We start from the raw sequence: 12,061 nt of genomic DNA, 5'->3' as shown, positions 1-12,061 counted from the left end.
TTGGAACACAAGAAAGAGTTATCCATGGCGACCATGAAAGACGTCGCCGAAATGGCGGGCGTTTCAACGGCTACCGTATCGCGTGCGCTGATGAACCCGGAAAAGGTGTCAACGCCGACGCGCCAGAAAGTGGAACAGGCCGTCCTGGCCGTGGGTTATTCTCCTCATGCTCTGTCACGCAATATCAAGCGCAACGAATCCCGCACCATCCTGGTGATCGTACCCGACATCTGCGATCCGTTTTTCGCCGACGTGATCCAGGGGATCGAACAGACCGCCGCCCAGCAAGGCTATCTGGTGCTGATCGGCGACTGCGCGCAGCAGAACCAGCAAGAGCGCACCTTCGTCAATCTGATCATCACCAAGCAGATCGACGGTATGCTGCTGCTGGGCTCCAACCTGCCGTTCGACGCCAGCAAGGAAGAGCAGCGCAACCTGCCGCCGATGGTGATGGCCAACGAGTTCGCTCCCGAGCTGGAGCTGCCGACGGTGCATATCGACAACCTGACCGCCGCCTTTGAAGCCGTGCATTATTTGCATCAGCTGGGCCACCGGCAGATCGCCTGCGTCGCCGGGCCGGAACAGATGCCATTGAGCCATTATCGGCTGCAGGGTTACGTTCAAGCGCTACGTCGTAATGGCATTACCGTCGAAAGCAGCTATATTACCCGGGGTGATTTTACCTACGAAGCCGGCGCGCAAGCGCTGGCGATGCTGATGGCTCAGCCGAAACCGCCGACGGCGGTGTTCTGCCACAGCGACGTCATGGCGATCGGCGTGCTGTCCCAGGCGAAAAAAATGGGGCTGCGGGTACCGCAGGATCTGTCGATCGTCGGCTTTGACGACCTCAAGCTGGCGCAGTATTGCGATCCGCCGCTGACCACGGTGGCGCAGCCGCGCTTCCAGATCGGCCAGCAGGCGATGTTGCTGCTGCTGGAGCAGTTGAACGGCCAAACGGTGGCCAGCGGCTCCCGGCTATTGGACAGTGAATTGATTATCAGAGGCAGCACCGCTGCCCCGAAACGCTAGTCAAATATTTTAGGGTTCAGTAACATGACGGACTTATCCTCTCATCAGGACACAGCGGAATAATAGTGGCACAAAAAGACTATGTAAGCCGTGGGCGCGCAGCAGGAGCTAAGCGTAAAACCCCCAGCCGTAAAAAACGCAGTTCTCCGAAGGTTTCCAAAACCGTGCTGGCGTTAGCCGCCGCGTTGCTGGTTATCTTTGTCGGTGGCCTCTATTTCATTACGCACAACAAGCCGGAAGACGCGCCGTTGTTGCCTGCGCACACCACGCGCCCGGGCAACGGCCTGCCGCCGAAGCCGGAAGAGCGCTGGCGTTATATCAAAGAACTGGAAAACCGGCAGATCGGCGTGCAAACTCCGACCGAGCCGACGGCCGGCGGCGAGCTCAATTCCAAAACTCAGCTGACCGCCGAACAACGGCAACTGCTAGAGCAGATGCAGGCCGACATGCAGCAGCGCCCGACGCAGCTGAACGAAGTGCCGTATAACGATCCAGGCCAGGCCAACGCGCGCAGCAATCGCCAGCAGCAGCAGATGCAACAACAGCAAATGCAGCAGCAGCCGGTACAGCAACCGCAGCAGGTCACCCAGGCGCCGCGCAACCCGTTCAACAACGGCGCCACCACTGCGCCGGTGCAGCAGCACCAGCAGCCGAAGCCGGCCACCCAGCAACCGGTACAGGTGAAACAGCCTGAGCCGAAGCCGCAACCGCAACCGAAGCCGGAGCCCAAACCGGAAGTGAAGCAGGAAACCAAACCGGAATCGAAACAGAAGTGGATGGTGCAATGCGGTTCGTTCCGCGCCACCGATCAGGCTGAATCCGTGCGGGCGCGCCTGGCGTTCGAGGGCATCGAGAGCCGCATCACCGCCGGCGGCGGTTGGAATCGCGTGGTGCTCGGCCCGTACAGCAGCCGCGCCGCCGCGGACAAAACCCTTTCGCGCCTGAAGGGCGTCGGCATGTCGAGTTGCATTCCCCTCTCCGTTGGGGGTTGAAAAGCGTCAATCCCCCCCCATCTATACTGTCAATATGCCTCGTAGCGTCTGCGAAAGCAGGCGCTGCGGGGACTTCTTTCCGTCTTTAACGAGGGTCTGCTCGTGACAACAATTGTAAGCGTACGCCGCAACGGCCAGGTCGTCATCGGTGGTGATGGCCAGGCAACCCTGGGTAATACGGTGATGAAGGGGAACGTCAAGAAAGTGCGTCGCCTGTATAACGACAAAGTGATCGCCGGTTTCGCCGGCGGCACCGCTGACGCCTTCACGCTGTTTGAACTGTTTGAACGCAAACTGGAAATGCACCAGGGCCACCTGGTGAAAGCCGCCGTCGAGCTGGCGAAAGACTGGCGCACCGACCGCATGCTGCGCAAGCTCGAAGCGCTGTTGGCGGTCGCCGATGAAACCGCTTCGCTGATCATCACCGGCAACGGCGATGTGGTGCAGCCGGAAAACGATCTGATCGCCATCGGCTCCGGCGGCCCGTACGCTCAGGCCGCCGCCCGCGCCATGTTGGAAAATACCGAGCTGAGCGCCCGCGACATCGTTGATAAATCCCTCAACATCGCCGGCGACATCTGTATTTACACCAACCATTTCCACACCATTGAAGAATTGCCTTCCAAAGCGTAAGGATCGAATACCATGTCTGAAATGACTCCGCGCGAGATCGTCAGCGAACTGGACAGCTACATCATTGGCCAAAACAAGGCCAAACGCGCTGTCGCCATTGCCCTGCGCAACCGCTGGCGCCGAATGCAGCTCAACGAGATGCTGCGTCACGAAGTGACCCCGAAAAACATCCTGATGATCGGCCCGACCGGCGTCGGTAAAACCGAAATCGCCCGCCGCCTGGCGAAGCTGGCCAACGCGCCGTTCATCAAGGTTGAAGCCACCAAGTTCACCGAAGTGGGCTATGTGGGCAAAGAAGTGGACTCCATCATCCGCGATCTGACCGATGCCGCCATCAAGATGGTGCGCATGCAGTCGATCGAGAAAAACCGCACCCGCGCCGAAGAGTTGGCCGAAGAGCGTATTCTCGACGTGCTGATCCCGCCGGCCAAGAACAACTGGGGCCAGCCGGAAGAAAACCAGGAGCCGTCCGCCGCCCGCCAGGCATTCCGCAAGAAACTGCGCGAAGGCCAGCTGGACGACAAAGAGATCGAGATCGATCTGGCCGCCGCGCCGATGGGCGTGGAAATCATGGCGCCTCCGGGCATGGAAGAGATGACCAACCAGCTGCAGTCGATGTTCCAGAACCTCGGCGGCCAGAAGCAAAAACCGCGCAAGCTGAAGATCAAAGAAGCCTTCAAGCTGCTGGTGGAAGAAGAAGCCGCCAAGCTGGTGAACCCGGAAGAGCTGAAAGAGCAGGCGATCGAAGCGGTTGAACAGCACGGCATCGTGTTTATCGACGAGATCGACAAAATCTGTAAGCGCGGCGGCCAAAGCTCCGGCCCGGACGTCTCGCGCGAAGGCGTGCAGCGCGATCTGCTGCCGCTGGTGGAAGGCTGCACCGTGTCGACCAAGCACGGCATGGTGAAGACCGATCACATCCTGTTCATCGCTTCCGGCGCGTTCCAGACCGCCAATCCGTCGGATCTGATCCCGGAACTGCAGGGCCGTCTGCCGATTCGCGTTGAGCTGCAGGCGCTGACCACCGAAGACTTTGAGCGCATCCTGACCGAGCCGAGCGCGTCGCTGACCGAGCAGTACAAAGCGCTGATGGGCACCGAAGGCGTCAATATCGAGTTCACCGCCGACGGCATCCGCCGCATCGCCGAAGCCGCGTGGCAGGTCAACGAAAGCACCGAGAACATCGGCGCGCGTCGTCTGCACACCGTGCTGGAGCGTCTGATGGAAGATATTTCCTACGATGCGAGTGAAATTAATGGCCAATCCATTACAATTGATGCGGATTACGTGCGCAGTCATCTGGATGAACTGGTGGCGGATGAAGATTTGAGTCGTTTTATCCTATAATCGCTCAATCATTGTCTTGTCAGTCATCTGTGTGGGAGGCATTGCCTCCCACAATTATTTCTAACGGACACCGCAACTTACTGACAGAAGCGAAACATGAGCTCATCAACCTCCACCACTCCGATCTCCGCCTGGCTGGAAAGTCTACGCCCCCGCACCCTGCCGCTGGCCTTTGCCTCCATCGTGGTCGGCTCGGCGATCGCCGCCTGGCACGGCAGCCTGAAACCTGAAGTGGCGCTGCTGGCGCTGTTGACCGCCGGCCTGCTGCAGATCCTCTCCAACCTGGCGAACGACTACGGCGATGCGGTCAAAGGCAGCGACAAAGAAGATCGCATCGGGCCGTTGCGCGGCATGCAAAAAGGCATGATCACCCAGGCGCAGATGAAACGGGCGCTGGTGGTGACGGTGGTGCTGATCGCCCTCGCCGGCTGTTCGCTGATCGCCGTCGCCTGCGAGCAACCCAGCGACGTGGTGGGCTTCCTGGTGCTGGGCGGGCTGTCCATCGTGGCGGCCATCACCTACACCGTCGGCAACAAGCCCTACGGGTATTTGGGGCTGGGCGACATCTCGGTGTTGGTATTCTTCGGCTGGCTGAGCGTGGCCGGCACCTACTATCTGCAAACGCACACTTTCGACAGCGTCGTGATGCTGCCGGCCACCGCCTGTGGCCTGCTGGCGACGGCGGTGCTCAACATCAACAATCTGCGCGATATCGAGAGCGATCGCGAGAACGGCAAGAACACGTTGGCGGTGCGTCTCGGCCCGCACAAGGCGCGCATTTACCATGCCCTGTTGCTCGGCGGCGCGGTGCTGTGTTTCGCGCTGTTTACGCTGTTCAATCTCCACGGCCCGTGGGGTTGGCTGTTCGTGCTGGCGATCCCGCTGCTGGTGCGCCACGGCCTGCGCGTGCTGCGCGATCCGACACCGGTCGGCATGCGGCCAATGCTGGAGCACATGGTCAAGGCGGCGCTGCTGGCCAACCTGCTGTTCGCCATCGGCGTGGCGCTCAGTTAAAAACTGATGATTTTGCCAACAGGGCGAATAAAGGGATATACTGAACATTCCAGCGGCAAACAGACGTAAAATCCTATGAAATACGATACTTCCGAACTTTGCGACATCTATCATGAAGAGGTGAACGTTGTTGAACCTCTGTTCTCCAATTTTGGCGGGCGTACTTCATTTGGCGGGCAGATCACCACGGTGAAATGCTTTGAGGATAACGGCCTGTTGTTCGATCTGCTTGAAGAAAACGGCCGCGGCCGCGTGCTGTTGGTCGACGGCGGCGGTTCGGTTCGCCGGGCGCTGGTCAACGCCGAGCTGGCACGCCTGGCCGCCCAGAACGAATGGGAAGGCATCGTGGTGTACGGCGCGGTGCGTCAGGTGGACGATCTGGAAGAGCTCGACATCGGCATTCAGGCGATGGCGGCGATCCCGGCGGGAGCCGTGAGCGAAGGCGTGGGCGAAAGCGATATCCGCGTCAACTTCGGTGGCGTCACCTTCTTCTCCGGCGACCATCTGTATGCCGACAACACCGGCATCATCCTCTCCGAAGACCCGCTCGACATCGAGTGATTTTCGGTCATGAAAAAGGGCGCCTGAGGCGCCCTTTTCGTTGCTGCATGGCGTGAGGAATCAGACTTCTTCCATCTTGCCCAGCAGCGCGCGCAGGCGATCTTGCCATACGTGCTGTTCTTCTTTCAGCTGTTGGTTTTCGCGCACCAACGCTTCGTGGTTGCCGGAGGCAGCCTGAACTTCCTGCGACAGAGAGTTGTTTTTGTCTTTCAGCTCTTCAATTTCCATCTGCAACAGAGTGATGGTATCAATCGCCTGCTGTACTTTTGCTTCCAGTTTCTCAAATACTTCAAATGACATGCTTCAGTCCCCTCATGATAGCAAGGCGTACATCTATAAGTAGCGGCCGCAACGTCGGCTGCAGCGACTGCGAATATTGCATCGCGCTCAGTGACGCGCGCCGTTACGGAAGGCGCGCAGTCTCGATTCGTTAAAAACGATTGTAAGTAGCCAGTCTCCGCCTGTCTAGCAACATACCGGATCATCGCGCAGTCTGTTGCAATTTTCCTGCCCCCGCCATCAGCAAAAACTGAAAATCCCCGCCGCCGTCGCCGCGAGTTGTTAACAGCCCTCGCTAAACCACTGGTCAGATCACACTTTTATGGCTCAGAAAGAACACTAAACGACGCGAAATCGCTCAATTTTATGACGCGCCACACACATTTTGATTTCGCTATTTCTCGTTTATGTTCGTTAACGATAAATTTACATCACGTCCTTATTCAATAATTGGACGAGATGAAAAAAACTGTGCCCATAGGCCGGATGTATACCCAACTGAGCCTATAAACCAACAACCGCCGTTTTGCAGGACACCAACATTATGAGCCAAACCACCAGTCCGACATTAAAAGGCCAGTGCATCGCCGAGTTCCTCGGCACGGCGCTGCTGATCTTCTTTGGCGTAGGCTGCGTTGCCGCACTGAAACTGGCGGGCGCCAGCTTCGGCCAGTGGGAAATCAGCATCATTTGGGGCCTGGGCGTCGCCATGGCCATCTACCTGACCGCCGCCATTTCCGGCGCGCATCTCAACCCGGCGGTCACCCTCGCGCTGTGGCTGTTCGCCTGCTTCGACGGACGCAAAGTGGTGCCATACATCATTGCGCAAGTCGCCGGCGCCTTCTGCGCCGCCGCGCTGGTCTACGGGTTGTACTACAACCTGTTCTTCGACTTCGAAGCGGCTCACCATATGGTGCGCGGCAGCAACGAAAGCCTGGAACTGGCCGGCATCTTCTCAACCTACCCTAACGCGCACATCTCCGTCGGCCAGGCCTTCCTGGTGGAAACGGTGATCGCCGCCATTCTGATGTGCCTGATCCTGGCGCTGACCGACGACGGCAACGGCATTCCGCGCGGCCCGCTGGCGCCGCTGCTGATCGGTATTCTGATTGCCGTGATCGGCGCCTCCATGGGACCATTGACCGGCTTTGCGTTGAACCCGGCGCGTGACTTCGGGCCAAAACTGTTCGCCTACCTGGCCGGCTGGGGCAAAGTCGCCTTCACCGGCGCACGCGACATCCCGTACTTCCTGGTGCCGATCTTCGCGCCTATCGTCGGCTGCGGCCTGGGCGCCTTCGGTTACCGCGCGCTGATTGGCCGCCACCTGCCGTGCGACGTCTGCGTGACGGAAGAAGAGTCCGACGCCAAGGCTCAGCAGCGTAAAGCGTGATTGGTGCAGTTTTAAACGGTTAACAACAGCAGGATAATTACCATGACTGTAGAAAAAAAATACATTGTCGCACTCGACCAAGGGACCACCAGCTCACGCGCCGTCGTGCTCGATCACGACGCCAACATCGTTGCGGTATCGCAGCGCGAATTCCCGCAGATCTACCCAAAAGCCGGCTGGGTTGAGCACGACCCGATGGAGATCTGGGCGTCGCAAAGCTCGACGCTGGTAGAAGTGCTGGCGAAGGCCGACATCAGTTCCGATCAGATCGCCGGCATCGGCATCACCAACCAGCGCGAAACCACCATCGTCTGGGAAAAAGAGACCGGCAAGCCTATCTATAACGCCATCGTCTGGCAGTGCCGCCGCACCGCCGACATCTGCGAGAAGCTCAAGCGCGACGGCCTGGAAGAGTACATCCGTCACAACACCGGCCTGGTGGTTGACCCGTACTTCTCCGGCACCAAGGTGAAGTGGATCCTGGACAACGTCGAAGGCGCCCGCGAACGCGCCAAGCGCGGCGAACTGCTGTTCGGCACCGTCGACACCTGGCTGGTGTGGAAGATGACCCAAGGGCGCGTGCACGTTACCGATTACACCAACGCCTCACGCACCATGATGTTCAACATCCACGAGCTGGACTGGGACGAGCGCATGCTGGAAGTGCTGGATATCCCGCGCGCCATGCTGCCGAAAGTCCGTCCTTCCTCAGAAGTGTACGGCCAGACCAACATCGGCGGTAAAGGCGGCACGCGTATTCCTATCGCCGGTATCGCCGGTGACCAGCAGGCAGCGCTGTACGGCCAGCTGTGCGTTCAACCGGGCATGGCGAAGAACACCTACGGCACCGGCTGCTTCCTGCTGATGAACACCGGCAAAGAAGCGGTGCGCTCGAAAAATGGCCTGCTGACCACCATCGCCTGCGGCCCGCGCGGCGAAGTGAACTATGCGCTGGAAGGCGCGGTGTTCATCGGCGGTGCGTCCATCCAGTGGCTGCGCGACGAGCTGAAACTGATCAGCGACGCCGCCGACTCCGAATACTTCGCCACCAAGGTGAAAGACAGCAACGGCGTCTATGTGGTGCCGGCCTTCACCGGCTTGGGTGCGCCCTACTGGGATCCGTATGCCCGTGGCGCCATCTTCGGTCTGACCCGTGGCGCCAACAGCAACCACATCATCCGCGCCACGCTGGAATCCATCGCCTTCCAGACCCGCGACGTGCTGGACGCGATGCAAGCCGACGCCAACACCCGCCTGCAATCGCTGCGCGTGGACGGCGGCGCGGTCGCCAACAACTTCCTGATGCAGTTCCAGTCCGATATCCTCGGCACCCGCGTAGAGCGCCCTGAAGTGCGTGAATCGACGGCGCTGGGCGCGGCGTTCCTGGCGGGCCTGGCCATCGGCTACTGGAACGATCTGGATGAGGTGAAGAGCAAAGCGGTGATTGAGCGCGAATTCCGCCCAAGCATCGAAACCACCGAACGCAACTACCGTTACAGCGGCTGGAAAAAAGCGGTGGCTCGCGCTCAGGCGTGGGAAGATCACGAGTAATCCCGCTTCCGTTGCCCTCCAACAAGCGCTGCCTGCGGGCGGCGCTTTTTTTTGCCCCGCCCCGCCGCCGCCGCGCTGTGATAAACTTTGCCGATATTTTCTTCCCTTTCTCACAGACAGGTTTGCCATGAAACGTGAATTAGCCATCGAATTTTCCCGCGTTACCGAAGCCGCCGCGCTGGCGGGCTACAAATGGCTGGGACGCGGCGACAAGAACGCCGCCGACGGCGCGGCGGTCCACGCCATGCGCATCATGCTCAACAAAGTGGATATCGATGGCCGCATCGTGATCGGCGAAGGTGAAATCGACGAAGCGCCGATGCTGTATATCGGCGAGCAGGTCGGCACCGGCCAGGGCGACGCGGTGGACATCGCGGTCGATCCGATCGAAGGCACCCGCATGACCGCCATGGGCCAGTCCAACGCGCTGGCGGTCTTGGCGGTGGGCGATCGCGGCACCTTCCTGCACGCGCCGGACATGTACATGGAGAAACTGGTGGTTGGCCCGGCGGCGCGCGGCGCCATCGATATCAACCTGCCGCTGGCGGAGAACCTGCAGAACGTCGCCGCGCGGCTGGGTAAACCCTTGTCGCAGCTGACGGTGATCGTGTTGGCCAAACCGCGCCACGACGGCGTCATCGCGCAGATGCAGCAGTTGGGGGTGCGGGTGTTCGCCATTCCTGACGGCGACGTGGCGGCCTCCATTCTCACCTGCATGCCGGAAAGCGAGGTCGATGTGATGTACGGCATCGGCGGCGCGCCGGAAGGGGTGATCTCCGCCGCGGTGATCCGCGCGCTGGACGGCGACATGCAGGCGCGTTTGCTGCCGCGCCATGAAGTGAAAGGCGACAGCGCCGAAAACCGCCGCATCGGTGAACAGGAGCTGGCACGCTGTCGGGAGATGGGCATCGAAGCCGGTCAGGCGCTGCGTCTGGATCAAATGGCGCGCAACGATAACGTGATTTTCTCCGCCACCGGCATCACCAAAGGCGATCTGCTGGAAGGCATCAGCCGCAAAGGCAACATGGCCACCACCGAAACCCTGTTGATCCGCGGTAAATCGCGCACCATCCGCCGTATTCGTTCAACCCACTATCTGGATCGCAAAGACCCGGCGCTGCACGAATTTCTGCTGTAACGAAACAGGACGCCGAATGGCGCCCTGTGGTTATGCGGTATGACCCTGATGCTGCATCCGGTTGGACAGCGGCCACCAGCACAGCAGGATCAACAGCGCCATGGCGAACATCAGCAGCCCGAGGCTGAACTGCCCGGTTTGCGGCAACATGGCGGACAGCCAGGTCGCCAGACCAGACCCCATGTTCTGCATGCCGCCCACCAGCGCGCCCGCCGCGCCGGCCAGGTAAGGAAACGGCTCCATCGCTCCGGTGGTCGCCAGCGGGAACAACATGCCGGCGCCGAAGAAGAACAGCGCGGCCGGCACGATCAGCGTCCAGATGTTCATCACGCCGAACCAGCCCGGGATCCACATCATCGCTCCCGCCAGCAGGCAGCTAATCACCGAATGCCACATCAGCGTGTGGAAGGTCTTGCCGTCGCGCCCGGCGTACCAGGCGCCGAAAAACGCCGCCGGAATTGGCAAAATGAACAGGATGCTGACGGTCAGGCCGCTCAGCCCCAACACGCCGCCCATCAACACGCCGCAGCTGGCCTCGAATACCGCAATTCCCGCCAGCGCACCGATCAGCATCACCAGATAGCAGCTGAAGGTGCTGTCGCCCAGCAGCTGGCGGAAACTGGCCAGCATGCGGCGTTTTTCCGTCTGTACCGGACGGGTCTCCGGCAGCCAGCGGAACATGGCGAAGGCGACGCAGGCGCACAGCGCCAGCAGGAAGGCGTAACAGGCGCGCCAGCCGAACACCATCGCCAGCGCGCCGCCGATCACCGGCGCCAGCAACGGACTGACCAAAATCCCCATGTTCAGCAGGCTGTTGGCGTAACGCAGCGCAGTACCGGCATACAGATCGCGCGGCATGGTGCGCGCCATCACGCCCGCCACGCCGGTGCCCATGCCCTGAATCGCGCTGGCGGCGACCAGCATCGTCAGGTTGGTGGACAGCAGCGCGCCCAGCGCACCGACCAGGAAGATCATCATGCCGGTCAGGATCACCGGACGGCGCCCGATACGGTCCGATATCGGCCCGTAAATCAGCTGGGAAAAACCGTAGGTCAGCAGATACGCCGCCATCACCCGCTGCACGGCGCCGGTGCGCACCGACAGATCGTGAGCGATATCAGCAATAACGGGAACATAAATGGTTTGCGCCATCTGGCCGACGGCGACCAACAGAACAAGCATCACCAGCAGGTGAAAATTCTCTAGTTTTCTCATTATCTTCGTTAACGTTTCAACTCGTCACAGCGTCCCGGTATGGCCGTTGCAGCAGCCAGAACGGCGAGCAGCCCTCTATGGCGGCATAAACTAATCAAATCTGATTTTTTTAGCGAGTTTCAGACAGATATTGATCCAGGTCACACTGGCAGCAAACCCGACCAGGCTCGTAAATTAAACTGTACGACTAACGCTTTGGAGTTAAAAATTGCGTGCTTGCAGTAGCCGCGCTTTAGCATTTAATCGATAATTCTTTTCATCAACTTGAAATAAAATAACACCATAGGGATTTGGTTCATGAAAACACCTGAGCTGATTTTATTGCAGTTAAAGGCTCTCGGCCCGCACTCGGCCAAAATGCTGGCGGAGCGTCTGGACATCACGCCGATGGGCATCCGACAACATCTGCAATCCCTGGAAAAACGTGAGCTGGTTTGTTACGAAGAAGCGCGCAGCAAGGTCGGCCGCCCGACGCGCTACTGGTCGCTGACCGAACGGGGGCACGCCTTTGCTGCCGCCGATCAGGAGAGGCTGCGAGAATCCGCGTTGCAGCTGTTTGGCGGCGCCGGGGTGGAACCCTTGCTCAATGCGCGCGAAGAGCAGCTTTATCTGCGCTATGCCGAAGAGCTGTCCGCCGAGCGCAGCCATCAGGACCGATTAACCCGCCTGGTGCGGCTGCGGCAACACGACGGTTACATGGCCGAGTTGATCGAACATCCGCACGGCGCGCTGTTGGTGGAAAACCACTGCCCAATCGGCGTAGCCGGTTCCAGCTGCAGCAGCCTGTGCAATTCCGAGCTGCAGCTGTTTCACCGCCTGTTCGGCAACGATTACCGGGTAGAGCGCACCGCGCACGCCATTTCCGGCTCACGACATTGTGCTTATTTGATTCGACCACGGGAGCTTTAGAGT

12 protein-coding genes are annotated in these 12,061 nt (G+C 59.9%); 10 read left to right on the top strand and 2 right to left on the bottom strand.

What is annotated here, in order from left to right; genetic code table 11:
- The 6 genes from cytR (at window position 1) to rraA (ending at window position 5,576) form a co-directional block, all read left to right on the top strand.
- Window positions 1-1,029 (top strand): DNA-binding transcriptional regulator CytR, encoded by a 1,029-nt coding sequence (cytR, locus tag AAIE04_RS08770; protein ID WP_019452238.1) that lies wholly within the window; start codon window positions 1-3, stop codon window positions 1,027-1,029.
- Between the two features lie 65 nt (window positions 1,030-1,094).
- Complete coding sequence (gene ftsN, locus AAIE04_RS08765) at window positions 1,095-2,021, top strand: cell division protein FtsN (RefSeq protein WP_498576803.1); 927 nt, start codon at window positions 1,095-1,097, stop codon at window positions 2,019-2,021.
- Between the two features lie 102 nt (window positions 2,022-2,123).
- A complete protein-coding gene (gene hslV, locus AAIE04_RS08760; protein ID WP_498576802.1) occupies window positions 2,124-2,654 on the top strand; it encodes an ATP-dependent protease subunit HslV in 531 nt (176 codons plus the stop codon).
- A 12-nt stretch (window positions 2,655-2,666) separates the two neighbouring features.
- Entirely contained in the window at window positions 2,667-4,001 is a 1,335-nt protein-coding gene (gene hslU, locus AAIE04_RS08755; protein WP_004931086.1) for an ATP-dependent protease ATPase subunit HslU, read from the top strand.
- Between the two features lie 96 nt (window positions 4,002-4,097).
- Window positions 4,098-5,015 (top strand): 1,4-dihydroxy-2-naphthoate polyprenyltransferase, encoded by a 918-nt coding sequence (locus AAIE04_RS08750; RefSeq protein WP_498576801.1) that lies wholly within the window; start codon window positions 4,098-4,100, stop codon window positions 5,013-5,015.
- Between the two features lie 75 nt (window positions 5,016-5,090).
- Window positions 5,091-5,576: a ribonuclease E activity regulator RraA gene (gene rraA / locus AAIE04_RS08745; RefSeq protein ID WP_019452236.1), complete on the top strand. Its 486-nt coding sequence runs from the start codon at window positions 5,091-5,093 to the stop codon at window positions 5,574-5,576.
- A 60-nt stretch (window positions 5,577-5,636) separates the two neighbouring features.
- On the opposite strand, the gene zapB is transcribed toward rraA, so the two are convergent.
- Window positions 5,637-5,876, bottom strand: a complete 240-nt coding sequence (gene zapB, locus AAIE04_RS08740; RefSeq protein WP_004931092.1) for a septal ring assembly protein ZapB — start codon at window positions 5,874-5,876, stop codon at window positions 5,637-5,639.
- A 523-nt stretch (window positions 5,877-6,399) separates the two neighbouring features.
- Between zapB and AAIE04_RS08735 the strand changes: the two genes are divergently transcribed.
- The 3 genes from AAIE04_RS08735 (at window position 6,400) to glpX (ending at window position 9,934) form a co-directional block, all read left to right on the top strand.
- The gene (locus AAIE04_RS08735; RefSeq protein WP_025160371.1) at window positions 6,400-7,245 is read left to right on the top strand and encodes an MIP/aquaporin family protein; all 846 of its coding nucleotides are present in this window, start codon (window positions 6,400-6,402) and stop codon (window positions 7,243-7,245) included.
- Window positions 7,246-7,287: 42 nt separating this feature from the next.
- Window positions 7,288-8,796, top strand: coding sequence for a glycerol kinase GlpK (gene glpK / locus AAIE04_RS08730; protein ID WP_019452234.1), 1,509 nt, complete (start codon window positions 7,288-7,290; stop codon window positions 8,794-8,796).
- 127 nt (window positions 8,797-8,923) lie between these two features.
- A complete protein-coding gene (gene glpX, locus AAIE04_RS08725) occupies window positions 8,924-9,934 on the top strand; it encodes a class II fructose-bisphosphatase (protein WP_019452233.1) in 1,011 nt (336 codons plus the stop codon).
- Between the two features lie 30 nt (window positions 9,935-9,964).
- Here glpX and emrD read toward each other — a convergent pair whose 3' ends face one another.
- Entirely contained in the window at window positions 9,965-11,149 is a 1,185-nt protein-coding gene (emrD, locus tag AAIE04_RS08720; protein WP_074053582.1) for a multidrug efflux MFS transporter EmrD, read from the bottom strand.
- 297 nt (window positions 11,150-11,446) lie between these two features.
- Between emrD and AAIE04_RS08715 the strand changes: the two genes are divergently transcribed.
- Window positions 11,447-12,058 (top strand): helix-turn-helix transcriptional regulator, encoded by a 612-nt coding sequence (locus AAIE04_RS08715; RefSeq protein WP_019452231.1) that lies wholly within the window; start codon window positions 11,447-11,449, stop codon window positions 12,056-12,058.
- Window positions 12,059-12,061 lie beyond the last annotated feature (3 nt).

Source organism: Serratia sp. Ae19-1, assembly GCF_059801225.1.
This window is presented reverse-complemented; position numbering and strand designations above follow the sequence as displayed.